The sequence below is a fragment of the Roseomonas aeriglobus genome (genome assembly GCA_016937575.1).
Classification (GTDB): Bacteria; Pseudomonadota; Alphaproteobacteria; order Sphingomonadales; family Sphingomonadaceae; genus Sphingomonas; species Sphingomonas aerigloba.
Genome location: JAFHKN010000002.1, coordinates 3,671,502 through 3,696,719, shown reverse-complemented (window position 1 = coordinate 3,696,719; position 25,218 = coordinate 3,671,502). Strand labels below are relative to the sequence as shown.

26 protein-coding genes and 1 other RNA gene are annotated in these 25,218 nt (G+C 67.2%); 20 read left to right on the top strand and 7 right to left on the bottom strand.

Annotated features, from left to right (window positions below):
* Positions 1 to 70 precede the first annotated feature (70 nt).
* A complete protein-coding gene (locus JW805_18115; protein ID MBN2973927.1) occupies positions 71 to 1,231 on the bottom strand; it encodes a PQQ-dependent sugar dehydrogenase in 1,161 nt (386 codons plus the stop codon).
* 65 nt (positions 1,232 to 1,296) lie between these two features.
* Positions 1,297 to 1,533, bottom strand: coding sequence for a hypothetical protein (locus JW805_18110; protein ID MBN2973926.1), 237 nt, complete (start codon positions 1,531 to 1,533; stop codon positions 1,297 to 1,299).
* A gap of 168 nt (positions 1,534 to 1,701) precedes the next feature.
* Here JW805_18110 and rimP point away from each other — a divergent pair, with 168 nt between their 5' ends.
* The 14 genes from rimP to JW805_18040 all read left to right on the top strand — a co-directional run bounded on the left by rimP (position 1,702) and on the right by JW805_18040 (position 16,622).
* Positions 1,702 to 2,268: a ribosome maturation protein RimP gene (rimP, locus tag JW805_18105; GenBank protein MBN2973925.1), complete on the top strand. Its 567-nt coding sequence runs from the start codon at positions 1,702 to 1,704 to the stop codon at positions 2,266 to 2,268.
* Positions 2,269 to 2,273: 5 nt separating this feature from the next.
* Complete coding sequence (nusA, locus tag JW805_18100) at positions 2,274 to 3,908, top strand: transcription termination/antitermination protein NusA (GenBank protein ID MBN2973924.1); 1,635 nt, start codon at positions 2,274 to 2,276, stop codon at positions 3,906 to 3,908.
* Positions 3,909 to 4,091: 183 nt separating this feature from the next.
* Positions 4,092 to 4,790, top strand: coding sequence for a DUF448 domain-containing protein (locus tag JW805_18095; GenBank protein ID MBN2973923.1), 699 nt, complete (start codon positions 4,092 to 4,094; stop codon positions 4,788 to 4,790).
* 8 nt (positions 4,791 to 4,798) lie between these two features.
* Entirely contained in the window at positions 4,799 to 7,552 is a 2,754-nt protein-coding gene (gene infB / locus JW805_18090; GenBank protein ID MBN2973922.1) for a translation initiation factor IF-2, read from the top strand.
* 142 nt (positions 7,553 to 7,694) lie between these two features.
* Positions 7,695 to 8,081, top strand: a complete 387-nt coding sequence (gene rbfA, locus JW805_18085; protein MBN2973921.1) for a 30S ribosome-binding factor RbfA — start codon at positions 7,695 to 7,697, stop codon at positions 8,079 to 8,081.
* A 21-nt stretch (positions 8,082 to 8,102) separates the two neighbouring features.
* Positions 8,103 to 8,366: an AbrB/MazE/SpoVT family DNA-binding domain-containing protein gene (locus tag JW805_18080; protein ID MBN2973920.1), complete on the top strand. Its 264-nt coding sequence runs from the start codon at positions 8,103 to 8,105 to the stop codon at positions 8,364 to 8,366.
* Between the two features lie 4 nt (positions 8,367 to 8,370).
* Entirely contained in the window at positions 8,371 to 8,763 is a 393-nt protein-coding gene (locus tag JW805_18075; protein ID MBN2973919.1) for a type II toxin-antitoxin system VapC family toxin, read from the top strand.
* Complete coding sequence (locus JW805_18070; GenBank protein ID MBN2973918.1) at positions 8,763 to 9,374, top strand: thymidine kinase; 612 nt, start codon at positions 8,763 to 8,765, stop codon at positions 9,372 to 9,374. Before JW805_18075 ends, JW805_18070 begins: the two co-directional genes overlap by 1 nt.
* Positions 9,371 to 10,051, top strand: a complete 681-nt coding sequence (locus JW805_18065) for a site-2 protease family protein (GenBank protein MBN2973917.1) — start codon at positions 9,371 to 9,373, stop codon at positions 10,049 to 10,051. The genes JW805_18070 and JW805_18065 overlap by 4 nt, the downstream gene beginning before the upstream one ends.
* A 17-nt stretch (positions 10,052 to 10,068) precedes the next feature.
* On the top strand, positions 10,069 to 11,055 hold the full coding sequence (gene truB, locus JW805_18060) for a tRNA pseudouridine(55) synthase TruB (GenBank protein MBN2973916.1): 987 nt from the start codon (positions 10,069 to 10,071) through the stop codon (positions 11,053 to 11,055).
* Positions 11,056 to 11,075: 20 nt separating this feature from the next.
* Positions 11,076 to 11,345 (top strand): 30S ribosomal protein S15, encoded by a 270-nt coding sequence (rpsO, locus tag JW805_18055; protein ID MBN2973915.1) that lies wholly within the window; start codon positions 11,076 to 11,078, stop codon positions 11,343 to 11,345.
* 190 nt (positions 11,346 to 11,535) lie between these two features.
* Positions 11,536 to 13,878, top strand: a complete 2,343-nt coding sequence (pnp, locus tag JW805_18050) for a polyribonucleotide nucleotidyltransferase (GenBank protein MBN2973914.1) — start codon at positions 11,536 to 11,538, stop codon at positions 13,876 to 13,878.
* A 272-nt stretch (positions 13,879 to 14,150) separates the two neighbouring features.
* Entirely contained in the window at positions 14,151 to 15,197 is a 1,047-nt protein-coding gene (gene bla, locus JW805_18045) for a class A beta-lactamase (protein ID MBN2973913.1), read from the top strand.
* 987 nt (positions 15,198 to 16,184) lie between these two features.
* Positions 16,185 to 16,622, top strand: coding sequence for a UvrB/UvrC motif-containing protein (locus tag JW805_18040; protein ID MBN2973912.1), 438 nt, complete (start codon positions 16,185 to 16,187; stop codon positions 16,620 to 16,622).
* Here JW805_18040 and JW805_18035 read toward each other — a convergent pair.
* A complete protein-coding gene (locus JW805_18035) occupies positions 16,610 to 17,377 on the bottom strand; it encodes a class II aldolase/adducin family protein (GenBank protein ID MBN2973911.1) in 768 nt (255 codons plus the stop codon). The two genes, JW805_18040 and JW805_18035, sit on opposite strands and share 13 nt — an antisense overlap.
* Before the next feature lie 118 nt (positions 17,378 to 17,495).
* Here JW805_18035 and JW805_18030 point away from each other — a divergent pair, with 118 nt between their 5' ends.
* A complete protein-coding gene (locus JW805_18030; GenBank protein ID MBN2973910.1) occupies positions 17,496 to 17,858 on the top strand; it encodes a DUF4440 domain-containing protein in 363 nt (120 codons plus the stop codon).
* A gap of 98 nt (positions 17,859 to 17,956) precedes the next feature.
* On the opposite strand, the gene ssrA is transcribed toward JW805_18030, so the two are convergent.
* Positions 17,957 to 18,348, bottom strand: a transfer-messenger RNA (tmRNA) gene (gene ssrA, locus JW805_18025).
* Between the two features lie 39 nt (positions 18,349 to 18,387).
* On the opposite strand from ssrA, the gene JW805_18020 reads away from it, so the two are divergent.
* Positions 18,388 to 18,819 carry an Rrf2 family transcriptional regulator gene (locus tag JW805_18020; protein ID MBN2973909.1) on the top strand — a complete coding sequence of 144 codons (432 nt, stop codon included), beginning with the start codon at positions 18,388 to 18,390 and terminating at the stop codon, positions 18,817 to 18,819.
* Positions 18,820 to 18,901: 82 nt separating this feature from the next.
* Here the strand turns inward: JW805_18020 and mscL are convergent, their stop codons facing one another.
* Positions 18,902 to 19,345 (bottom strand): large conductance mechanosensitive channel protein MscL, encoded by a 444-nt coding sequence (gene mscL, locus JW805_18015; protein ID MBN2973908.1) that lies wholly within the window; start codon positions 19,343 to 19,345, stop codon positions 18,902 to 18,904.
* 95 nt (positions 19,346 to 19,440) lie between these two features.
* On the opposite strand from mscL, the gene JW805_18010 reads away from it, so the two are divergent.
* The 4 genes from JW805_18010 to JW805_17995 are packed head-to-tail and all read left to right on the top strand — an operon-like array spanning position 19,441 to position 22,158.
* A complete protein-coding gene (locus JW805_18010) occupies positions 19,441 to 20,031 on the top strand; it encodes a LemA family protein (protein MBN2973907.1) in 591 nt (196 codons plus the stop codon).
* A gap of 23 nt (positions 20,032 to 20,054) precedes the next feature.
* Positions 20,055 to 20,933, top strand: coding sequence for a TPM domain-containing protein (locus JW805_18005; protein MBN2973906.1), 879 nt, complete (start codon positions 20,055 to 20,057; stop codon positions 20,931 to 20,933).
* A complete protein-coding gene (locus JW805_18000; GenBank protein ID MBN2973905.1) occupies positions 20,933 to 21,604 on the top strand; it encodes a hypothetical protein in 672 nt (223 codons plus the stop codon). Before JW805_18005 ends, JW805_18000 begins: the two co-directional genes overlap by 1 nt.
* Positions 21,598 to 22,158, top strand: a complete 561-nt coding sequence (locus JW805_17995) for an NUDIX hydrolase (protein MBN2973904.1) — start codon at positions 21,598 to 21,600, stop codon at positions 22,156 to 22,158. The genes JW805_18000 and JW805_17995 overlap by 7 nt, the downstream gene beginning before the upstream one ends.
* Positions 22,159 to 22,215: 57 nt before the next feature.
* Here the strand turns inward: JW805_17995 and JW805_17990 are convergent, their stop codons facing one another.
* Positions 22,216 to 22,497 carry an ETC complex I subunit gene (locus JW805_17990; GenBank protein ID MBN2973903.1) on the bottom strand — a complete coding sequence of 94 codons (282 nt, stop codon included), beginning with the start codon at positions 22,495 to 22,497 and terminating at the stop codon, positions 22,216 to 22,218.
* 10 nt (positions 22,498 to 22,507) lie between these two features.
* Positions 22,508 to 25,027 carry an ATP-dependent helicase HrpB gene (gene hrpB / locus JW805_17985; protein ID MBN2973902.1) on the bottom strand — a complete coding sequence of 840 codons (2,520 nt, stop codon included), beginning with the start codon at positions 25,025 to 25,027 and terminating at the stop codon, positions 22,508 to 22,510.
* Positions 25,028 to 25,218: the final 191 nt, after the last annotated feature.

Genomic DNA, 25,218 nt, shown 5'->3' with positions numbered 1-25,218 from the left:
GCCGGCTGCTCGTGGCTGCGTGCTCCCACCTTCGCGGGAGGGCCGATGGGCCCGAACGCCCTGCCGCTTTTCATCGCTTCGTAAGCTTGATGACGCGACCGTTGCTGCCACGCTGCCCGTCCTCCAACAGCCAGATCGCACCGTCCGGCCCCTGATCGACATCGCGGATGCGGGTGCCCATTGGCCACTGGTCACCCTTGGTCGCGGAGGTCCCGTTCACATCGACCCGGATCAGCGCCTTCGACGACAGACCGCCGATGAAGAGATCGCCCTGCCACTCGGGGAACATCGCACCGGTATAGACGAGCAGTCCGGCCGGCGAGATGACGGGTGTCCACCAGACCTTGGGCGCTTCGAACCCGTCGCCGGGCGCGTGATCGGGGATGTCGTCGGTCGCAGCACCATAGTTGCGGCCGTTCGACACCTTGGGATAGCCATAGTTGCGGCCGGGCAGGATCAGATTGACCTCGTCGCCGCCCTCCGGCCCCATCTCCTGCTCCCACAGATTGCCCGCGCGGTCGAACGCGATGCCCAGCAGATTGCGGTGGCCATAGGACCAGACGGCCGGATGGAAGCCCTTGGCGGTCAGGCCCGGATCGCCCGCGGGCTTTCCGTCAAGTGTCAGCCGCAGCACTTTGCCCAGTGTCGCCTTCGGGTCTTGCGCAGGGGTGAACTTCTGCCGCTCGCCATTGGTGAAGAACAGGTGCCGGCCATCGGGGGCAAAGGCGATGCGGCCGGAATAATGGCCATTACCCTCGACGAACGGCGTCGCGCGGAACAACTCGGTGATACCGGTCAACTGTTCCGCTCCGGCTGCGCCCGACAGCACGCCGCGCGCCAGTACCACGCCCTTGCCGCCGGCGCCGGCGGTCGAATAGCTGAAATAGACCTGCCGGTTCCGCGCGAAGCCCGGCGCAAGAACGACGTCCATCAATCCGCCCTGGCCGGCACTGTCGACCGGGATCGTCGCGATGGTGCGCTTCTGCCTGCCGTCGCCCGACAGCAGCAGCATCTCGCCGGCCTTTTCGGTCACCAGCAATCGCCCGTCGGGAAGAAAGGCCATCGCCCAGGGGGAGGTCAGATCGGCGACCTCGGTAACGGCGAACGGAAGCCCCGCGGTCGCGGTACCCTGCCCTGCCGGGGTCGGCGCAGCGGCATTCTGCGCATTGCCGGGGGTCGTTTCGGTGCAGGCGATGAGAGTCGTGGCAAGCAGGATGGCGGTGAGACGCATGAAGATGTTCCCGGGAAAATGTTCCACGGCAACGCCCAAGTCGGATCGAGGTTTCGCGTGTTACGCTATCGCCGCGCGTCGCGCACGGCCGCACCGATGACGCCGGCCAGGCGGCCGAGCTTGCGCAGGTCGGTTATCACCGCCCAGACAAACATGCGCACCGCGAGCAACGGGAGCCCGATCACCAGCACCGCCAGACCGAGCGCCGCGCTGCCTTGGTCGCGGTCGGGCCGGCCCAGGGTACGGCGTACGTCCCGCGGCATCGCAACGGCGGCTTCGGCGACGATCTTGCCTTCGTACATGATGCGCTTCTCCAACGGATGGACTGATCCTGGCACAAAGTGGGTTAAAGCCGCGCTAATCGTCCACGCCGCTTGCGCGCACGCCCGCTTCGCTCTATATCCCGCATGCCTTCTCGACATCGTCATACATGCCGAGGCTGGTCCCACCGGGGCCGGCAGCGAGGTTGCATGTTCGTATCTGGAGACTGGCGTTTGGCCGACATCGCGCATCTGACCGCGCTCATCGAACCCGAAGCGAAGGCTTTGGGGCTGGACCTCGTGCGCGTGAAGATGTTCGGCGGCCAGTCCGACCCGACGCTGCAGGTCATGGCCGAACGGCCCGACACGCGTCAGCTGACGATCGACGACTGTGCCGACCTGTCGCGCCGTATCTCCGACGTGTTCGACGCGCTGGAGGAAGCGGGCAAGGATCCGATCGATTACGCCTATCGCCTGGAAGTGTCGTCGCCCGGCATCGACCGTCCGCTGACCCGCCTGAAGGACTATGCCGACTGGGCGGGGCATGAAGCGCGCGTGACGCTTGCGGAGAAGATCGACGGGCGCAAGCAACTGAACGGCACGCTCGCCGGCATCGAAGGCGACACCGTCACCGTCGACGTCCGCGGCCATCAGCCGATGACCGTCCCCTTTGCCCAAATTTCCGACGCGAAGCTCGTCATCACCGACAAGCTGATCGCCGCAACCGCACCATTGTCGACGCAGGGCGCCGACAAGATCATCGAAACTGAGGAATAAGCGCAATGGCCTCGTCCCCGTCCGGCGGCATCACCGCAAACCGCGCCGAACTGATCGCGATCGCCGATTCGGTTGCGAAGGAAAAGCTGATCGACAAGGCCATCGTCATCGAGGCGATGGAGGACGCGATCCAGCGCGCGGCCAAGAACCGCTATGGCTCGGAAAACGACATCCGCGCAAAGCTCGATCCGAACACCGGCGATCTGCGTCTGTGGCGCGTCGTCGAGGTGGTCGAGCAGGTCGACGACTATTTCAAGCAGGTCGACCTGAAGGGCGCGCAGAAGTTGCAGAAGGACGCCCAGGTCGGCGACTTCATCGTCGATCCGCTGCCCCCGATCGAATTCGGCCGCATCCAGGCGCAGGCATCGAAGCAGATCATCTTCCAGAAGGTCCGCGATGCCGAGCGCGAGCGCCAGTATGAAGAATTCAAGGATCGCCAGGGCGAGATCATCATCGGCGTCGCCAAGCGCGTCGAATTCGGTCACATCGTCGTTGATCTGGGCCGCGCCGAAGGCGTCATCCGCCGCGACCAGCAGATCCCGCGCGAACTGGTCCGCGTCGGCGACCGCGTCCGTTCGATCATCCTGAACGTCCGCCGTGAGAACCGCGGGCCGCAGATCTTCCTCAGCCGCGCGCATCCGGACTTCATGAAGAAGCTGTTCGCGCAGGAAGTGCCCGAAATCTACGACGGCATCATCGAGATCAAGGCCGCCGCGCGCGACCCGGGCAGCCGCGCCAAGATCGGCGTCATCAGCCATGATTCGGGCATCGATCCGGTCGGCGCCTGCGTCGGCATGAAGGGCAGCCGCGTGCAGGCGGTCGTCCAGGAAATGCAGGGTGAGAAGATCGACATCATCCCCTGGTCGCCCGACACCGCGACCTTCGTCGTCAACGCGCTGCAGCCGGCGAACGTCGCCCGCGTCGTCATCGACGAGGAAGAGGACCGCATCGAGGTCGTCGTTCCCGACGATCAGCTCAGCCTCGCCATCGGCCGTCGCGGCCAGAACGTGCGTCTGGCCAGCCAGCTGACCGGCAAGGCGATCGACATCCTGACCGAGACCGATTCGAGCGAGAAGCGGCAGCAGGAATTCGTGGCCAACAGCGAGATGTTCCAGAACGAGCTCGACGTCGACGAGACGCTGGCGCAGCTGCTCGTCGCCGAAGGCTTCGGCGCGCTGGAAGAGGTCGCTTATGTCGAGCTCGACGAACTGGCGAGCATCGAGGGCTTCGACGAGGATCTGGCGCAGGAGCTCCAGAGCCGCGCCGCCGAAGCGCTCGAGCGGCGCGAGACCGCGCAGCGCGAAGAGCGCCGCGCCCTGGGCGTCGAGGACGCGCTGGCCGAGATGCCGTATCTGACCGAAGCGATGCTGGTCACGCTCGGCAAGGCGGGGATCAAGACGCTCGACGACCTTGCCGACCTGGCGACCGACGAACTGATCGCGAAGAAGCGCCAGGAACCGCGCCGCCGCAACGATGCCGACAAGCCGGCACCGCAGCGCGAAGGCGACAAGGGCGGCGTTCTGGGCCAGTACGGTCTGTCGGAAGAGCAGGGTAACGAGATCATCATGGCCGCCCGCGCCCACTGGTTCGCGGACGAAGAGCCGGCTCAGGAGGACGCTGATGCGGAATCCGAGCAATGATACGGGTCGGCTGACCAGCACAAAAGGTCGTCGCCCCCGCGCAGGCGGGGGTAAATTCTGGCTGAATGGGCGAGGAGCCGCAACGTCTGCCAGAATTGATGCCCGCCCTCGCGGTCTCCGCAAAGTGCTACTTTGCGGAGCGCCCCTTCGCGGGAACGACGAATTACGATTGGGAGGTGCGGCATGAACGACCGCACCTGCATCCTCTCGCGCGACTCCGGGCCGCGCGAGGGGCTGATCCGGCTTGCCCTTTCCCCCGACGGTGACGTCGCCCCCGACGTGCGTGCCAAGGCCCCCGGCCGTGGCGCGTGGATCGGGGTGACGCGCGCCGAACTGGAAACGGCCATCGCCAATGGCAAGCTTCGCGGCGCACTGGCGCGGGCCTTCAAGGGCGCGCCCCTGTCGATCCCGACCGATCTTCCGGCGCGAATCGCGACCCAGCTCGAACGCGCGGCGCTGGACCGGCTGGGGCTGGAGGCAAAGGCAGGACATCTGCTGATCGGTGCCGAACGCATCGAAACCGCAGCACGCAGCGGCCAGCTGCACCTCCTGCTCCACGCGCACGACGCGCGCCCCGATGGGGCGGCCAAGCTGGCACAGGCGTGGCGCGTAGGGTCGGATCGCGAAGGCTCGACCCTCAAGGGCTTGGTTTTGCCGGTGACACGCACCACATTGTCCGTGGCATTGGGCCGCGAAAATGTGGTACATGCTGGCCTGACGGACGCCCAGGCGGCCAAGCGGGTGCGCGACGCGCTGACCCGCTGGCTGCATTTTATCGGACCCGAACGTGCCGCTGAACCTTGCGCCGATGACGCGCGAGGGCCATCGGCACCCGACATTACGGCCGACCCGACCGCGGGTTCGGCGAGCACAGGAATTTGAGCGAGCGCATGAGCGACACCGACAACGACAAGCCGAAACTCGGAATGCGCGCACCCTTGGGGCTGAAGCGCACGGTCGAGACCGGCAAGGTGAAGCAGAGCTTCAGCCACGGCCGTAGCAATACGGTGGTGGTCGAAGTGAAGCGCCGCCGCGTGCTCGGCCCGCAGGGTGGCCAACCGACCGACGCGCCGGTGCAGGACGTGCCTGAGGCAGCACCGGCGCCGACCCCGGTCGCCACGCCCGCCCCGGCCCCGCGCCCCGCCGCATCCGACAATCTGTCGCCGCAGGAGCGTCAGGCCAAGCTGCTGCGCGAAGCCGAAGAGCAGCGCATGGCTGCGCTTGAGGACGCGCGTCGCCGCGAAGAGCAGGCGCGTGCCCAGGCAGCCGAAGACGAGAAGCGCCGCGCGGCCGAGCGTGCCGCGGCGGAAGCCGAAGCGGCCAAGCCTGCCCCCGCGCCCGAGCCCACGCCGGCACCCGAGCCTGCGCCGGCGCCCGAGCCTGCGCCGGCGCCCGAGCCCGCCCCCGCCCCCGCCCCGGCGCCGGTCGCCGACGCTCCAGCCGCCAAGCCGACGCCCGCGTCCGCGCCGAAGCCTGCGCCCGCGCCGGCCCCTGCGCCCGAACCGATCACGCTGATGCCGGATGCCTCGCGCCCGGCACCGCGCCGCTTCACGCCGGTGCCGCGTCCGGAAATCCCGAAGCCGGCACCCAAGCCCGCGCCAGCCCCTGCGCCGACGCCGCCCGCGGCATCGTCGCCGGCCGCGGCGTCGGGCGGCAACGCGCCGCAGCGCTCGATGCCCTCGGGTGTCGCGACGCCGCGCAACAACGCCGCACCGGCCCGTCCGCAGCAGCGCGACCGCAAGGGCGACGAGCGCCGCGGTGGCAAGCTGACCGTCAACCGTGCGCTCAACGAAGACGGTGCGCGCGCTCGCAGCCTCGCGGCACTCAAGCGTGCGCGCGAAAAGGAAAAGCGTGGCTTTGGCGGCCCGCGCGAGCCGCAGGCCAAGCAGGTCCGCGACGTGCAGGTGCCCGAGACGATCACGGTCGGCGAACTCGCCAATCGTATGGCGGAACGCGGCGCCGACCTGGTGAAGGCGCTGTTCAAGATGGGCATGCCCGTCACGATCAACGCGTCGATCGATCAGGACACCGCCGAACTGCTGGTGACCGAATTCGGCCATAACATCGTTCGCGTCAGCGATTCGGACATCGACCTGTCGACCGACACGGTCGAGGATGCGCCCGAGAGCCTGCGCCCGCGCCCGCCGGTCGTGACGATCATGGGCCACGTCGACCATGGCAAGACCTCGCTGCTCGATGCCCTTCGCGGCACCGACGTGGTGAAGGGCGAAGCCGGCGGCATCACCCAGCACATCGGTGCGTATCAGGTGACGTTGAAGGACAAGTCGAAGATCACCTTCCTCGACACGCCCGGCCACGAAGCGTTCACCGCCATGCGTGCGCGTGGTGCCGACGTGACCGACATCGTGGTGCTGGTGGTCGCCGCCGACGACGGGCTGATGCCGCAGACGATCGAGGCGATCAACCACACCAAGGCGGCCGGCAAGCCGATGATCGTGGCGATCAACAAGATCGACAAGCCCGAAGCCAACGCCCAGCGCGTGCGCGAGCGTCTGCTCGAGCATGACGTGCAGGTCGAAGCCATGGGCGGCGACACGCAGGACGTCGAAGTGTCGGCGAAGAACCGCACCGGTCTGGACGCGCTGATCGAGAAGATCCAGCTCCAGGCCGAACTGATGGAACTGGCCGCCAACCCCGACCGTGCGGCCGAAGGCACCGTGGTCGAGGCAAAGCTCGACAAGGGCCGTGGTCCGGTCGCGACCGTGCTCGTCACGCGCGGCACGCTGAAGGTGGGCGACGTGTTCGTCGTCGGCGCCGAAAGCGGCAAGGTTCGTGCGCTGGTCGACGACAAGGGTCGCCAGATCAAGTCGGCCGATCCGTCGATGCCGGTCGAAGTGCTCGGCATCTCGGGCACACCGTCGGCCGGCGACAATCTGCAGGTCGTCGAGAACGAGGCGCGCGCCCGCGAGGTCGCCGAATATCGCCAGAGCGTGTTGACGCAGAAGCGCACGACCGCGGCGCCGGCCAGCCTGGAATCGATGTTCTCGGCGCTGAAGGCCAAGCAGGCGATCGAATATCCGCTCGTCGTGAAGGCCGATACGCAGGGAACGGTCGAGGCGATCGTCGCGTCGATCAACAAGATCTCGACCGATGACATCCGCGCCCGCATCCTGCATTCGGGCGTCGGCGGCATCACCGAGAGCGACGTGAACGTGGCGGCCGCCAGCGGCGCCCCGATCATCGGCTTCAACGTGCGCCCGAACGCCAACGCCCGGCAGATCGCCGAGCGCCACAAGGTCGCGTTGAAATACTATGACGTGATCTACGACCTGACCGACGAAATTCGCGCCGGCATGGCGGGGCAGCTGGGGCCGGAAGCGTTCGAAACGGTCGTCGGCCGCGCCGAAATCCGCGAGGTCTTCTCGGCGGGCAAGCATGGCAAGGCGGCGGGTCTGCTCGTCACCGAAGGCGTTATCCGCAAGGCGCTCAAGGCGCGTATCACCCGGGCGGATGTCATCATCTACCAGGGCGAAATCGCCTCGCTCCGCCGCTTCAAGGACGATGTCGCCGAAGTGCGCGCGGGTCTGGAATGCGGTGTCACGTTCAGCCAGAACTTCACCGACATCAAGCCCGGCGACTATCTGGAAACGTTCGAAGTCGAGCTGCGCGAGCGGACTTTGTAAGTCTTTCCTCTCCCTGCGGGAGAGGAAGGGAGCCGCGAAGCGGCGGAAAGGTGAGGGCAGGTAAGGGCGAGATTTCTGCCCTCACCCTCCCACTCGGCTGACGCCGAGCGGGTCCCTCCCTCTCCCGCCGGGAGAGGGAATTATGAAATCCGAACCGCAAGAGAAATCCGTCCGCACGCTGCGCGTCGGCGAGCAGGTCCGCCACATCCTGAGCGAAATCCTGCAACGTGGCGACGTGCACGACGACGTGCTGACCAGCCATGTCGTCAGCATCACCGAAGTCCGCATGTCCCCCGACCTGCGCCACGCAACCGTCTTCGTGAAGCCGCTGCTGGGCAAGGACGAGGATGCGGTGCTGAAGGCTCTCAGGACCAACACCGCCTATCTCCAACGCGAGGTCGCCCACCGCGTGAAGATGAAATACGCCGCGCGGCTGAAATTCCTGGCCGACGAAAGCTTCGACGAAGGCAGCCACATCGACGCGATCCTGCGCTCGGATCAGGTGGCGCGCGATCTTGACGGGGATTGAGGTAAGACGCATCTTACCGGCGTGGGATTCGAAATCACCTTGTCGTCGAAAGGACAGATCGTCCTGCCGAAGGACGTGCGCGATGCGCTCGACCTGCGCCCGGGCGAGCGGCTGACGTTGGAGCGGATCGGCCGGCGGATCATCATCGAACAGGCCGAACCGCCGCGCGAAAAGATCAGCTATGCCGAATTTCGTCGCCGCGTGCCCGCCTATGAGGGCAAGCCGGTTTCGGTCGAGGACATGACCGCGCAGATCGGCTCGCTGTTTCACGACTGGAAGGGCTGACCGCTTGGTCGCCGTCGACACCAATATCATCGTCAGGCTGATCGTCGCGGACGATGAGACGCAGCTTCAACGCGCGCTGGCATTGGCGGCGACCGAGCCGATGTATGTCTCCCTGACCGTTTTGGTCGAAACCGATTGGGTTCTCCGGTCCGTGTACGGCTATGACCGCGGCCGCATCGTCGTCGCCATCGCCAGCCTGTACCAGGCCTTCGACATCGTCTTCGAGAATCCGGCCGACGTCCGGTGGGCACTCGAACGCTATGCCCTCGCAGGCGAATTCGCCGATTACCTTCATATCTCGGCGGCCCGACCGGCGGGTCGATTCGCCTCCTTCGAGCGCCGTCTTGTCTCGCGCGCGGGCGACGAGCCCCCCGTCGCGGTGGAGTGCCTCAACTGATGGCCAAGCTCTATTTCTACTACGCCAGCATGAATGCGGGGAAATCGACGACCCTGCTCCAGGCCGACTTCAACTATCGCGAGCGCGGCATGCGGACGATGCTGTTCACCGCCGCGATCGACGATCGCTACGAAGCGCGGACGATCACGTCGCGGATTGGGCTCGCCATGCCGGCGATCGCCTTCGACGCCGCGACCGATATCGGCGCGTGCGTCGCTGACCAGCATGACGAGACGAAGGTCGATTGCGTGCTGGTCGACGAGGCGCAGTTCCTCACTCCCGAACAGGTCGCGCAGCTGGCCTGGGTCTGCGACGTGCTGGGCGTGCCGGTGCTCGCCTATGGCCTGCGCACCGATTTCCAGGGCGCGCTGTTCCCGGGGTCCGCGCGGTTGCTGGCGGTCGCGGACGCGCTGGTCGAGATCAAGTCGGTGTGTCTGTGCGGGCGTAAGGCGACGATGAACGCGCGGATCGGCGCCGATGGCCGTGCGGCGAGCGAAGGCGCGCAGACCGAGATCGGCGGCAACGACCGCTATGTCGCGCTCTGCCGCCGCCATTTCGCCGAGGCGCTGGCGGGCGAGCTGGTGCTGGCGACCGCAGGGACCGCGACGTGAACGAGACGCTCTACACCATCGCCACTTGGCTGATCCCGCTGGTCATCGCGATCGTGTTCCATGAAGTCGCGCATGGCTGGGTCGCCCGCGCGCTCGGCGATCCAACCGCGGCGCGACTCGGGCGGCTGACGCTGAATCCGATCCGCCACGTCGATCCGATCGGCACGGTCGGCCTGCCGCTGCTGCTGGCGGTCACGGGCGCGCCGGTGTTCGGCTGGGCGAAACCCGTGCCGGTCGTCGCATCGCGCCTGCGCAATCCGCGCTGGCACATGATGCTGGTCGCGCTAGCCGGGCCGGGTATCAACGTGCTGCTCGCGCTCGCGGCGGCGCTCGGGCTCGCCGCGCTCGTCGGCACCGGAAGCGCCGGCGACGGCGGCGCCGCGGCGTTCGTCGCGCGCAACCTGCTCAACTTTCTGCTGATCAACGTCTTTCTGGCGATTTTCAACCTGATCCCGCTGCCGCCGTTCGACGGCGGCCACGTCGTCGAGGGGCTGTTGCCGCGCAGCGCCGTGCCGGCGTGGCAGAAGCTGGCGCGCGTCGGTTTTCCGCTGCTGATCGTCCTGCTGCTCGTCGTCCCCACGATCCTGCCGCAGGCCGATATCGTCGCGCGCGCGGTGGTGCCGATCGTCCGTGCGGTCGCGGGCGGCTTCCTGGGCCTGGCCGGCGTCGCTATCTGACGCCGATGCATGGTTGGGTGATTCTCGACAAGCCGCTGGGCTTGGGGTCGACGCAGGGCGTGTCCGCGGTGAAGCGGGCACTGCGGCAGGGCGGCTATGGCAAGGCGAAGGTCGGCCATGGCGGCACGCTCGACCCGCTGGCGACCGGCGTGCTGCCGATCGCGGTGGGCGAAGCGACGAAGCTCGCCGGTCGGATGCTCGACAGCGACAAGGTCTATGATTTCACGATCCAGTTCGGAACGCAGACCGACACGCTCGATGCCGAAGGTGCCGTGATCGCGCAGAGCGACGTGCGGCCGACGCTGGCGGCGGTGGAGGCGGTGCTGCCGCACTTTACCGGCGGAATCGCGCAGGTCCCGCCGAAATACTCCGCGCTGAAGGTCGATGGCGCACGGGCGTATGACTTGGCCCGCGCGGGAGAGGACGTGCAGCTCGCGAGCCGCGATGTGGTGATTCACAGCCTCCAAATCCTCCCCGGTACGGGGAGGGGGACCGCCGGCGAAGCCGGTGGTGGAGGGGGCAGGCCGCAGATGGTGTCGCCTGTGGAGCCCCCCCTCCACCAGCCTGCGGCTGGTCCCCCTCCCCGTACCGGGGAGGATTTGGAGGACGTCACCCTCACCGCCCACGTCTCCAAGGGCACGTACATCCGCAGCCTGGCCCGCGACATCGCCGTGGCGCTCGGCACCGTCGGCCATGTCACCATGCTCCGCCGAACGAAGGCCGGGCCGTTCACCCTGCCCGACGCGATATCGCTGGACAAATTGGACGAAGTCGCTAAGGGCGGCACCCTTGAACAGATACTCCTGCCACTGAGGGCGGGGCTGGACGACATCCCGGCTCTACCCCTCGACCCCGACCAGGCAGGGGCGCTCCGACAGGGGCGTGTGCTGGTCGGGATCGCCGAAGACGATGGCCAGTATTTCGCGTGTGTGGAGGATACTCCGGTCGCGCTGATCGAGGTCAGCCACGGGGAAGCCCGTGTCGTCCGCGGCTTCAATCTGTAGACGATGTCGAAGGAAACACCATGTCGATTACCGCAGAACGCCGTCAGGAAATCATCAAGGACCACGCCCGCGCCGAAGGCGACACCGGGTCGACCGAGGTCCAGGTCGCCATCCTGACCGAGCGCATCCGCAACCTGACCGAGCATTTCAAGGGCCACGCGAAGGACAACCACTCGCGCCGCGGCCTGCTGATGATGGTCAACAAGCGTCGCTCGCTGCTCGACTATCTCCGCAAGTCGGATGGCGATCGCTATCTGGCCCTTATCGCGAAGCTCGGCCTTCGCAAGTAACACCAGGGGCGGCCTTCGGGTCGCCCTTGTCGCATTCGGGGCCGCGCAATCCGGCGTGCGCCCTGGCAGACGGAACCTCCGTCGCACGGGGCTGCAAGGGCAGCCCTAAAACGGGTCCCACGAAAGTATCACTTTCGTGGGGATCTAAAGGCCCCGGCCGGCATCTGGCCGCCGGAGTGAAGGAAACCAAATGTTCGACAAGAAGACTGTATCGATCGAGTGGGGCGGCAAGACGCTGACGCTCGAAACGGGCAAGGTTGCCCGTCAGGCCGACGGCGCGGTGATCGCGACGCTCGGCGAAACCGTGGTGCTGTGCGCCGTCACCGCCGCGAAGACCGTCAAGGAAGGGCAGGACTTCTTCCCGCTGACCGTCCACTATCAGGAAAAATTCTCCGCCGCCGGTCGCATTCCGGGCGGCTTCTTCAAGCGTGAGCGTGGCGCGACCGAAAAGGAAACCCTGGTCAGCCGCCTGATCGACCGTCCGATCCGCCCGCTGTTCCCCGAAGGCTTTTACAACGAAATCAACGCCATCGCTCAGGTGCTGAGCTATGACGGCGAGAACGAGCCCGACATCCTGGCGATGGTCGCAGCCTCGGCCGCGCTCACCATCTCGGGCGTGCCCTTCATGGGCCCGATCGGCGCCGCGCGCGTCGGGTATGTGAACGGCGAATATGTCCTGAACCCGACCGACGAACAGGTCGCCGAGGGTGACCTCGACCTGGTCGTCGCCGCGACCTACGACGCGGTGATGATGGTCGAATCCGAAGCCAACGAGCTGTCGGAAGAGGTCATGCTGGGCGCGGTGCTGTTCGCGCACGACGCCTGCCGCGAAGTCGTCAAGGCGATCGTCAAGCTTGCCGAACAGGCCGCCAAGGATCCGTGGGAGCTGGACAAGGTCGACGACAAGTCGGCGACGCTCGCCAAGCTGAACGACATCATCGGCGCCGACATCGCCGCCGCCTACAAGCTGACCGACAAGCAGCAGCGCCAGGTCGCGCTGAACGAAGCGCGCGCCAAGGCGCGGGACGCCTTCGCCGACCTGAAGGAAAGCGATCCGGCGCAATATCTCGGCACGCTGAAGCTGGTGAAGAAGCTGGAAGCGAACATCGTGCGCGGCGCCATCCTGAAGGATGGCAAGCGCATCGACGGCCGCACCACCACGCAGATCCGCCAGATCGAAGCAGAAACGCACTTCCTGCCGCGTGCCCACGGCTCGGCGCTGTTCACCCGCGGCGAGACGCAGACGATCGCGACCGCGACGCTCGGCACCCGCGACGCGGAGCAGATGATCGACGGCCTGGGCGGCCTGTCGTACCAGCACTTCATGCTGCACTATAACTTCCCGCCCTATTCGGTCGGTGAAGTGGGCCGCTTCGGTGCGCCGGGCCGCCGCGAAGTCGGTCACGGCAAGCTCGCCTGGCGCGCGCTGCACCCGGTGCTGCCGTCGAAGGAAGACTTCCCCTACACGATCCGCCTGACCAGCGACATCACCGAGTCGAACGGCTCGTCGTCGATGGCGTCGGTCTGCGGCGGTTCGCTGGCCCTGATGGACGCCGGCGTGCCGATCAAGCGCCCGGTGTCGGGCATCGCGATGGGCCTGATCCTCGAGGGCAAGGACTTCGCAATCCTCAGCGACATCCTGGGTGACGAAGATCACCTAGGCGACATGGACTTCAAGGTGGCGGGCACGTCCGAAGGCATCACCACGATGCAGATGGACATCAAGATCGCCGGCATCACCAAGGAGATCTTCGAGGCCGCGCTGCATCAGGCCAAGGAAGGCCGTGCGCATATTCTTGGCGAAATGAACAAGGCGCTGGGCGAGACCCGCTCGGAGCTGTCGGCGCACGCGCCGCGCATCGAGACCTTCACAATCGACAAGTCGAAGATCCGCGAAGTTATCGGCACCGGCGGCAAGGTCATCCGCGAGATCGTCGCGACGACCGGCGCCAAGGTCGACATCGACGACGAGGGCGTGATCAAGGTCTCGTCGAGCGATCCGTCGCAGATCGAAGCCGCGATCAACTGGATCAAGGGCCTGGTCGAAGAGGCCGAGGTCGGCAAGATCTACACCGGCAAGGTCGTCAACATCGTCGACTTCGGTGCCTTCGTGAACTTCATGGGTGGCAAGGACGGCCTCGTCCACGTCAGCGAGATGAAGAACGAGCGCGTCGAGAAGCCGACCGACGTCGTGTCGGAAGGCCAGGAAGTGAAGGTCAAGGTCCTCGAAATCGACCCGCGCGGCAAGGTGCGCCTGTCGATGCGTGTCGTCGACCAGGAAACCGGCGAAGAGCTGGAGGACACCCGTCCTGCCCGCGAACCGCGCGGCGAGCGTGGCGATCGCGGCCCGCGCGGCGATCGTGGCGGCGACCGCGGTGGTGACCGTGGCGGCCGCGGCGGCGATCGTGGCGATCGCGGTCCCCGTCGGGACCGTGGCGACCGCGGTCCGCGCCGCGAGCGCAGCGAAGGCGGCAAGGACGAGGGCCCCGAGCCCGAATTCGCGCCCGCGTTCCTGACGGGCGACAAGGACTAAGTCCTTCGCGACAAGTTACCGTGCCGGAAAGGTATGGGGAGGATGGGCCCCGGAGAGCGATCTCCGGGGCCTTTCTCTTGCGCGTCCGCCGCCACTCGCCGCGCTGTGCTCCGGCGAAGGCCGGAGCCCTGGCGACTGCGGCCCCCGTCCGCCGCCGCTCCGGCTTTCGCCGGAGCACAAGCACGACCTGCTTCGCCTAAAACAGACTCGCGCGATGGCGCGCCTGAAAATACCATTTTCCTACATGACCCGCTTTGGTGCAGCGTAGCGCCATGACGCGCACCAACCTCTCCGCCAGCCCAGCCGAATTTCACACGAAATTTTCACACGCCATATGGGTGAGCTTTGTGAACTTTGCCGCCGCGGCTGCGATCCTCGCCGCACCGGTCGCAACCGCGCAGACCTTGCCACCCGGCCTGACCGAGCGCGTCACGCAGATCGCGAAGACCGATGCCGGCAAGGTCGGTGCCTATGCGGTCGATATCGACACCGGGGCGACGCTGGCCATCAACGCCGACGACCGTTTCCCCATGGCGAGCGTGGTGAAACTGGCGATCGCCGCGACCTATCTCGACGGCGTCGACAAGCGTCGTTGGAGCCTGGCGACGATGCACACGCTCGACGAGGGGATGCGCGTCCGCTCCGACGGCATCACCGACACGCTGCCGCACGCCGGCGTCGCGCTGTCCGGCGCGAATCTGATCGAGCTGTCGCTGACCGTTAGCGACAATACGGCGACCGACATGCTGTTGAAAGCGGTTGGCGGCCCTGCCGCGGTCACCCGCTGGCTGCAGGCGAAGGGGATCGCGGGTCAGCGCGTCGACCGTACGATTGCGCGGCTGCTGATCGACGTCAGCGGCCACACCCCCGATCCGAAACTGGCCGATGGCCCCGCACTCGCGACCTTCATGCCGGTCGAGCCGTGGAAGAGCGACGACGAGCGTTGGCCGGTGAACCCGGTCTTCGATACCGATCCGCGCGACAGCACCACGCCGCGGGCGATGGGCGACCTGCTCGTGCGGCTACGAACGGGCGAACTGCTCACGCCCGCCAGCACGACATTCCTTTTCGACGTCCTCGCCCGCTGCAAGACCGGCACGAAGCGGGTGAAGGCGCTGCTGCCCGCCGGGACGCCCTGGGCGCACAAGACGGGCACGCTGCCGGGTATCTCGAACGACATCGGCGTGCTGACACTCCCGAACGGCCACCGCGTCGCCATCGCCCTGCTGTCCTACGGGATCGCCGACCCCGCGGCACGCGACAGCCGTTTGGCGGAGATCGGCCGAACCGTGTTCGACGCCTTTCAGCTTCAGAAATGAAGGCGGCCGCCCTCTCCTTGGCGCTGCTGCTCGGCGCCTGCGCGACGCGGCCGGCGGAAGTGCGGGTGGGCTTCGATTCGGCGGGTGAAACGTCGGTCGACGCACGCGGCCTGGCCGATCGCGTGACTCGCCGGCGCGTGACGGCGGACGATCCGGTGCGGGTTGCCAGCGTATCGAAGCTTGTCGTGGCCCTTGGCTTGATGCGCCTGGTCGAGGCGGGCACGCTGGACCTCGACCGCGATGTGTCGGACTGGCTCGGCTGGCGGTTGCGCAACTCGGCGCACCCCGACACGCCGATCACGCTGCGCCTGCTGCTGTCCCATCGCTCCAGCCTGACCGATGGGATCGATTATATCGTGCCGCTCGGCGTGCGGATGCAGGACGCGGTCGCTGATCCAAAGGCATGGGACGCAGGCCATCCGCCGGGCCGCTATTTCCGCTACACCAACCTCAACTTCGGCGTGATCGCGACCGTCATCGAACGGGCGACCGGCGACCGCTTCGACCGAGTCATGGCACGCGAGGTCCTCGCGCCGCTCGGCCTCGACGCCTGCTACAATTGGGGTGCGGGGTGCAGCGACGCCGCAATCGCCCGCGCAGTCGTGTTGTACCGCGCGAACGGCGACGTGGCGCGCGACGACCTGAACGGGCGTCGGCCCGACTGCCCGGTGGTGGCGGTTCAGGGCTGCGACCTCGCCGGCTATCGTCCCGGCGACAATGGTGCGATCTTCTCGCCACAAGGTGGTCTGCGCATCTCGATGCGCGATCTCGGCAAGATCGGTCGCATGCTGCTCCAGAACGGCGGGGGCTTCCTCCGCCCCGAGTCGGTCGCCGCGATCGAAGCGGCCGCATGGACCTTCGACGGCAGCAACGGCGATACCGCGCAGGGCTTCTACTGCCGCTACGGCCTCGCGACCCAAACCGTGCCTACGCGCGTCGCCGGGTGCGAGGACGATCTGTTCGGCGACCGCCGGACATGGGTCGGCCATGCCGGCGAAGCCTATGCCCTGCGCTCCGGCCTGTGGATCGACCGGGCATCGGGCCACGGCGTCGCCTTTTTCGCCAGCGCGGTCGCGGACGCCAGCAAGGGAAAGCGCTCGCGCTACAGCGCGGAGGAGGAGCGTCTGGCGCCGGACAAGCGTTGAACCCGGCATGACCGACCGCCTCGCCGATCTTCAGACCCGCATGGACGCCGCTGCCGCCGCGCTCGACTTCGAAACCGCACGACGGCTGCGCGACGAGATCAGCCTGTTGCGCGCCGGCGGCGATGCGGCGGACGCCGATACCAGTGGCCTGACCCGCCAGCAGCCGGGCAGCATGGGGCTCGGCACCAGCCAGGCGCGGTATTCGCCGCCCGAGGGTTGGGTGAAGCCCAAGAAGCCCGACCCGATGACCAAGGGCCGCGGGCGGCGTCAGTCCCGATAGCTCGGATCGACCCGGTCGAGTTTGCGAAGCAACGCCGGCCACGCCAGCGCCTTCGCCAGCATGCCCATCCCCGCCGGAGCGGACTGCATCGCCACCTTCTCCGGCGTGCCTTGAGGGGGCGTATTCAGGTTCTCCCGGCCCGCCGCTAGCATCTTCACCTGCGCCTGGCACGCACGTTCCAGGAAATAGAGCCGCAGGAAACAGGCCGCGACCGAATCGCCGACCGTCAGCGTGCCGTGGTTGCGCAGGATCATCGCGTTCTTACGCCCGAGGTCCTGCACGAGCCGCTCACGCTCCTCCAGGTCGGTCGCGATGCCTTCATAGTCGTGATACGCGACATCGCCGCCCGCGATCATCGAGGTCTGGGTATGCGGCAGCAAGCCGAACTCCATCGCCGACACCGCCTGCCCGTCAGGCGTGTGGAGATGCATGACCGCGGCGGCATCCTCGCGCGCCATATGGATCGCCGAATGGATGACGAAGCCCGCGGGATTGACCGGATAGGGCGATGCGCCGACCGGCTTCCCCTCGACGTCGATCTTCACCAGCGACGATGCGGTGATCTCCTCGAACATCATGTTGTACGGGTTGATCAGGAAATGATGCTCCGGCCCCGGCACCCGCACCGACAGATGGGTGAAGATCAGATCGTCCCAGCCATAGAGCGCCACGAGGCGGTAGGCAGCGGCGAGGTCGACCCGCGCCTCCCATTCGCCGGGGGCCATTGTCTCGGGATCGCGGGCAAGCGTCGCCATCGGGTCTCTCCTGATATTTTGGAGAAGAGAGTAAGCGGGCTTGCCCCCGTCCGCAATCGTGCCGGAACATCGCGTGCCGCCAACCGCTTGGGGTGCTTCACGATAGCGGAGATGGACGATGGAAGACGATCGGGTGTGGGCGTTCGAGGAAAGCCTGTGGACCGGCGACGCAGACAATTACCGCGAGAAGATGGACGCCGAATGCCTGGTCGTCGTACCGGCCGAACCGTATGTGCTGTCGGGCGACGACGCGGTGCAGGCGGTGTCGGATACCCCACGCTGGGAGTCCGCCGACTTCGCCGGTGGTCAGATCGCGCGGCCGCAGGAAGGGCTGATCGTCGTTGCCTATCACGTCACCGCCAAACGCGGCGAGGCGGCGTATGAGGCGCATTGCACCTCAACCTATCGCCGGATCGAGCATGAGAAGTGGACGGTGGTGCAGCATCAGCAGACGCCAAAGCTGGTGGCCGGCGGGGCCTGACGCTTCGCACGTTCGTGCCGGGCCCGTCGAAGGGGGCGTGTGTCGACGCATCCCCCTTCGCCTCGCTGAGGGCGGACGGCGCAGTCATGGTAAGGGTCAGTGGGGAGCTTCTGTTGCCCGGTGCTCCCCGAACCGCTGGAATCCCCTTCTGTTGCCCGGTGGGGTCCGACCGCGCTATTTTGGTGTAACGTCAGGCCGTTAGGCCATCAGTTACGCCGCAATCGCGAGTGCTTCGTTATCGTTGGCACTTGTGTAATGGGCCGTTGCGGTGGTCCCATTCCGAGCGAAAGACAGCGCTTTTCAACACACGTCGATCCTGGTTCGGCCCCGTCAGAAACGGTGTCCAGTACACCACCGGTTATGGTGGAGCCGCCGGGTACTGCCCCCGGGTCCGCTGCGTCTATTGCACGCAATCCTTTATCGCCATAGCCGGGCAGGCGAACCCGCCGGCTCGGTCGATATAGGAAGTGTGCAGGCGTAAGGAAAGGCCTTCACACCGCCATAATGTCGGCGCATGGAATAGCGTATCATGTTGACGCAGCGTTCCCGCTACGCGCTACGCGCGATGCTGTTCCTCGCCACGCAGAAGCCGGGCGGGCCACCCGTGCCCATGAACCGCATTGCGGTCGCCGCCAACGTGCCGCGCAAGTTCCTTGAGCTGATCCTGGCCGATCTGCGCGAGGCGGGCTTCCTTCATTCGCACCGCGGCAAGGCGGGCGGCTATTGCCTGTCGCGCCCGGCCTACCTCATTTCGCTCGGCGAAGTGATCCGGGTGATCGAGGGCCCATTGGCGCTGGTCCCGTGCGTCAGCCGCACCGCCTATCGCCCCTGCACGGACTGCCGCGACGAGGCCGCCTGCGCGATCCGCCGGGCGATGGCGCGGGTCCGGGACGAAACCGCGCGCATCCTCGACGGCACCAGCCTGGCGGATGCGACCGCGGAGGAACTGGCGGCAGCCTAAGCGACCGTTGGTCCTGAGCCCGTCGCCGCGCGTGTCCATGGGGACACGTGCTTCGACAGGCGGAGCACGAACGGTAGGCGCGTCAGGGATGCCGAGCCCGGAGCTCGTCACGGATCTCGCGCAGGAGCTGAACGTCGACCGGCTCCGCGGCCGGAGCCTCCGGGGCCTTTTCCTGCTCGAGCAGCCGGATTGCGCGATTCACGATCCGCAGCAGCAGGAAAATGATGAAGGCGACGATCAGGAAATTGACCGCCTGCGTCACGAACTCGCCATATCCGAGCAGGGGCACGCCCGCCTTCTTCAGCGCCGCATAGTCCGTCGAGCCCCGAAGAGTGGCCGGCACTTCGCCCAGCACCAGGAAATAGCTCGAAAAATCGAGACCGCCGAAGATCTTGCCGATCACCGGCATCAGGATGTCCTCGGTCAGCGAGGTCACGATCTTGCCGAACGCCGCGCCGATGATGACCGCGACGGCCAGATCGAGCACGTTGCCGCGCATGATGAAGGTTTTGAATTCCTTGAGCATCGTGATCCCTCCGCCTGCCGCCGAACCGATTCCCCATTGTAACGATCGGCCGTCCGCCTAAATGTTGCGCGCCTGAGGGTTGGAGGACAAGTCCCATGAAGCTTCGCGTCGCATTCGTCGGTTTCGCTGCTCTCTCGCTCTCGGCCTGCGGGCTCAATAGCGTGCCCACGGCGGAGGAAAACGCCAAGGCGCGCTGGGCGGACGTCCAGAACCAGTATCAGCGCCGCGCCGACCTCATTCCCAATCTGGTCGCGACGGTGAAGGCGGCGGGCGCGCAGGAAAAGGCGATCCTGACCGAAGTGACCCAGGCCCGCGCCTCGGCGAACCAGGTACAGGTGTCGGGGGACGACCTGTCTGATCCGAACAAGATGGCAGCGTACCAGCGTGCGCAGGCAGGCCTGACCCTGTCGCTGCAGCGGCTGCAGGAAGCCTATCCCGAGCTGAAGAGCCAGGCGAACTACACGACGTTGATGAGCCAGCTGGAAGGCACTGAGAACCGCATCACCATCGCGCGCAACGATTACAACCAGGCCGTGCAGGCCTATAACACGCGCATCCGCACCTTCCCCGACGCGGTGGGCGCGAAGATCTTCTACGGTGCGAAGCCGCTGACCCCGTTCCAGGCGACCACGCCGAATGCGGAAGTCGCGCCGTCGGTGGCGACTGCCTTCGGGAACGGTAGCTGATCCGTTCCGTTCGAGGAGCGGACATGACCCACGCCCTTCACCGTATCCTGCTCGCGCTGGCGCTGCTGTTCGTTGCAGCGGTGCCGGCGTCCGCGCAGACCTTCCCGAAATTCACCGGCTTCGTCGTCGATGATGCGGACGTCCTGCCGCCCGACGTCGAAGCGTCGCTGACGCAGAAGCTCGACCAGCTGCAGAAGGATACCAAGCGCCAGGTCGTCGTCGCGACGATCAAGGACATGCAGGGCTATCCGCTCGACGAATATGGCTACAAGCTTGGCCGGGCATGGGACGTCGGGCTGAAGGACGCGAACAACGGCGCGATCCTGTTCGTCGCGCCGAACAACCCGGCCGGGCAGCGCGGTCCGCGGCTGGAGGTCGGCTATGGCCTTGAGCCCATCCTGACGGATGCCCTTTCGAGCCAGATCATCAACCAGCAGATGATGCCCCTCCTGCGGGACGGTCAGTTACCGCAAGCGATGGAGGCCGGCACCGACGCGATCATCGCGCAATTGCGTGCCAGCCCCGAAGAGCAGCAGGCGAAGGTTGATGCCGCGGTCAAACAATTCGATCAGAGCCGCAGGGGCAAGCGTAGCGGCGGTGGCGGCGCCTTTCCGATCAGCCTGATCTTCTGGGGTATGATTGTCCTGTTCGTGCTGCTGTCGTTCGCCCGTCGCGGCAGGGGCCGACGCTATCGTAGCGGTGGAGATTCCAGCGCGCTGCCGATCATCCTCTGGTCGATCGCGAATGAGATCGGCCGCGAAGCAAGCCGCGGCGGCGGTGGCGGCTTCGGCGGCTGGGGCGGTGGAGATGGTGGCGGCGGCGGCGGTGGCTGGGGGGGCGGTGGCTTCTCCGGCGGTGGCGGCGGATCGTTCGGGGGCGGTGGCGCCTCGGGGAGCTGGTGATGCGGCTGACCGACCAGGATCGCGCGGCCGTCGCGGCGGCGGTGACCGCCGCCGAAGCCGGCACCGATGGCGAGATCGTGACGATCGTCGCCCGCCAGTCGGACAAATATCATGACGTGGCGCTGCAATGGAGCGTCATCGTCATGCTGCTCGTCCTCGCGTTGCTCGCGGTCTTTCCGGGCGTGGCGGAAGGCGTTCACCTGCGGCTGGTCGACGGCTGGGCGGAGACGGTGCCGGGCAGCGCCTATTACACCATCGCGCTGGTGCTCATGGGCGTGACGTTCCTCATCTGCCGCCTCGCCTTCGCGCCGTTGGCCGTGCGCATGGCCCTGACCCCCGGTGCCACCAAGACGCGCCGCGTGCGGGCGAAGGCGATGCAGCTGTTCCGCACGGGCGCAGAGAAACGCACGATCGCCGCGACCGGCGTGCTGCTCTATCTGAGCCTCACCGAGCACCGCGCCGAACTGATAGCTGACGAAGCGATCCACGGCCGCGTCCCCGACGACGTCTGGGGCCACGCGATGGCCAGCCTGATCGCGGCGGTGAAAGACGGCCGCCCCGGCGACGGCATGGCCGCAGCAGTGCGCGAGATCGGTGTCGTGCTTGCCGAGCATTTCCCGGTCAGCGAAGGCGACGTCAACGAACTGCCCGACCGGCTGATCGAATTGTGAGCGTACCCGACGCCGACGCGGTCGAGGAAACCGTCTGGAAAGGCAAATGGCTGGTCGCCAAGCGTCGCGGACGCTGGGAATATGTCGGCCGCACCGGCGCGCGAGAGGCGGCGGTCATTCTGGCGATCGATGACGGCCACGTTCTGCTGGTGGACCAGTATCGCGTGCCGCTCGGCCGATATTGTCTGGAACTGCCTGCGGGTCTCGTCGACGACGGCGAGGATGTCGAGACGACCGCGACGCGCGAATTGGAGGAGGAGACCGGCTATCGCCCGGCACGGGTCAGCCGCATCGGCGACTTCCATTCCTCGCCCGGCATGGTCAGCGAATGCTTCACCCTGGTCCGTGCCGAGGGCCTGGAGCGGGTGTCCGAGGGTGGTGGCGAACCTGGCGAAGGCATCACCGTCCACCGCGTGCCGATAGAGGACATCTCAGAATATGTCGCAGACCGCCGCGCGGAAGGAATGGCGATCGACGTCAAGCTGCTGATGCTGCTGGGGCCGGGTATCCTCGGCCTCAGATACCTCGGTGCTCCCGCGCAGGCGGGAGCCTAGAGACCCACAGCCTGGACCTCTACAACTCTGGGCTCCCGCCTGCGCGGGAGCACGTTGTCAGCGAAAATTATCCGCGTAGGCCTGCAGCTTCAGCGTCCGCTCCGGTGCCGGCACCACGTGATACGGCAGCCCTTCCTTTTCTGCATAGGCGGTCGCCGCCTCGAGCGTCGGAAAGGTCAGGCGCAGCTGGTTGCGAGTGTCGCGCGACCCGGCCCAGCCGGTCAGCGGGTCGGGTCGCTGCGGCTCTGCGGGGTCGAATTCGAGCACCCAGATCATCGTGCGGGCGCGACCGGACTGCATGGCGTTCTTGGGACGCTGGAAGATGCGGGCTTCGGACATGAGCGTCTCCTTATCGCGATCCGCGCGCGCGCGCATCCGCATTTTTGGTCCTGAGCGTGGGCGATGCGCCAGCGGGGTCGTCGGGCCAGGGATGGCGCGGGTAGCGTCCGCGCATTTCCTTTGCGACCGCGCTCCAGCTGCCTGCCCAGAACCCTGGCAGATCCCGCGTCGTCTGGATGGGACGCCCGGCCGGCGAGGTAAGGCTGAGCACCAGCGGCACGCGGTTCTGGCCGACGCATGGATGCTCGGCGAGCCCGAACAGCGCCTGCGGCCGCAGCTCGACGGTCGGGCCGGCGTCGGCGGCATAGTCGATCTCGTGCGTCGATCCGGCCGGCGAAGCGAAGCGCGGGGGTGCGAGCCGGTTCACCTGCTGCATAGCCTCCCAACCGAGCAGATTTTCCAGTGCGCCGGTCAGCCCCTCGATCTGATCGAGCCGCCGCTTTCCCGTGAGCAACGGCCGGAGCCAGTCGTCGAGATGTGCGATCAACGATTCGTCGGACAGTATGTCGAGGCCGGCATAGGCAGCACGCGTGCGCAGCGCCTCGGCCGACGCGCTCCACGGTAGCAAGGCAAGCCCGTGGCGGCGGACGCCCTCGATCAGGGCCGTCGCAATTTCGTCGGGCGTAGCGGCCGAATCGGGACCGGAGGCGAGCTTGATCGCGCCCAGCCGCGTCTCGCGCGCGGCAGTGATCCCGCCGGTTGCCGGATCGAACTCGACGAAGCGGCGCGTGACGATGCGGTCGGCAAACAGCGCCTCGACGGTCGCGCGATCGATCTCCACCGCCGACAGGATGCGGGCGCCCGACGCCATGCCGGCAGTCTCCGCCACCGCGAGCCATTCGGCGCGCGCGAGGCTGGAAGTAGGATCGAGCTTGAACCCCCGCCCGCCCGCCGAGGCCCAGGTTTCGCCGGACGCATCGCGGCGTCTGGCGATACGGTCGGGATAGGCGAGGGCTACCGCAAGCTCTAGCCCCTCCCCTTTAGGGGAGGGATTGGGGTGGGGCCTATCCGCGAGCCAGTCACTCGGTGAGACCCCTTCCCCTCTCCCCGGCCCTCTCCCCTGAAGGGGAGAGGGAGCTAGTTTGCCCCACCGCTCCGCCAGCCGCCGTGACGCTTCCGCCCGCTGGCCACGCTCGGTCTTCCATCGCCGCAGCCGCAGTTCCAGATCGACATCGTTCCCGCCCAACCCGCGCTCGCTCAGCAGGACCGCTGCCTCCGCGGCGACCTTGGCCACCCCCAGCTCGCCAGCCCGCACCAGCATATGCGCCAGCCGCGGCGGCAGCGGCAGCGCGGCGAGGGCGCGGCCGTGGGGCGTCGGACGGCCATCGGCGTCGATCGCCTCCAGCGTTGCCAGCCGTTGCTTGGCCTCGCTGACCGCCGCTGCACTCGGCGCGTCGAGCCAGCGCAAATCACGCGGGTCGGCAACGCCCCAGATCGCGCACGCCAGTGTCAGCCCCGACAGGTCCGCTTCCAGCATTTCGGGCGGGTCGAACCGCGGCAGGCCGGCGGTCGCCGCCTCTTCCCACAGGCGATACGCCACCCCCGGCCCCTGTCGCGCGGCACGACCGGCACGCTGGGTGACGGCGGCCTGGCTCGCCCGCTCGGTCACCAGCCGCGTCATCCCCGCCGCGCGGTCATAGCGTGGCCGACGCGCGAGGCCCGAATCGACGACGATACGAATGCCGTCGAGCGTCAGCGATGTTTCGGCAATCGAGGTCGCCAGCACGACCTTGCGCACGCCCGCCGGGGCAATGGCGGCGCGCTGGGCGGCGGGATCGATCTGGCCGTGGAGCTTGTGAAGCGCGATGCCGGGAATGCCCGCCAGCCGCTCCGCCGTCCGCTCGATCTCGGCAACGCCGGGCAGGAAGGCGAGCACCCCGCCGCTATCGTCGCGCAGCGCCGTTCGGACAGCGCCGGCAACGGCATCCTCGATCCGGGCGTCGGCGGAGCGACCGATGTGGCGCAATGTCAGCGGATAGGATCGCCCTTCGCTCTCGATAACGGGCGCAGGCTTATCAGGGGTTTCGGCCATCAACGCCGAAAAGCGTGCGCCGTCGAGCGTGGCCGACATCGCGACCAGGCGCAGGTCGGGCCGCAGCCCGGCTTGCGCATCGAGCGCGAGTGCCAGCCCGAAGTCGGAATCGAGGCTGCGTTCGTGCACCTCGTCGAACAGCACCGCCGATACGCCCGCGAGTTCGGGATCGGCCTGGATCCGGTTGACGAAGATTCCCTCGGTCACGACCGTGACGCGTGTCGCCGCGGACCGCTTGCTGTCCATGCGGGTCGCATAGCCGAAGGTCTTGCCGACGCCCTCCCCCGCCAGAGCGGCCATGCGCTCGGCCGCCGCCCGTGCGGCAAGGCGGCGGGGGCTAAGGAGCAGGACCTCGCCGGTGCACCAGGGTTCGGCGAGCAATGCAGGCGCGATAGCCGTGGTCTTGCCGGCGCCCGGGGGCGCGACGACGACCGCGTTGGCCGCCGCGCGCAAGGTGGCGAGCAGGTCGGGCAGGACGGCGTGGATCGGCAGCGTCATGGCACCGACCCGGCGTAAGTTGAGAAAGTTGAGATCATGGCGATGCTCGTCGCGGAGCAGATGATCGGTAGTCGGCGGCGAGCGAGCATGCCAATTCGGTTGGCAGAAGAAATCCAACTTTGGAAGCTGCTGTCCCCCGGCGAAGGCCGGGGCCCAGGTGCCATGCATAAGCTTGACGCGATGCGGTCGAT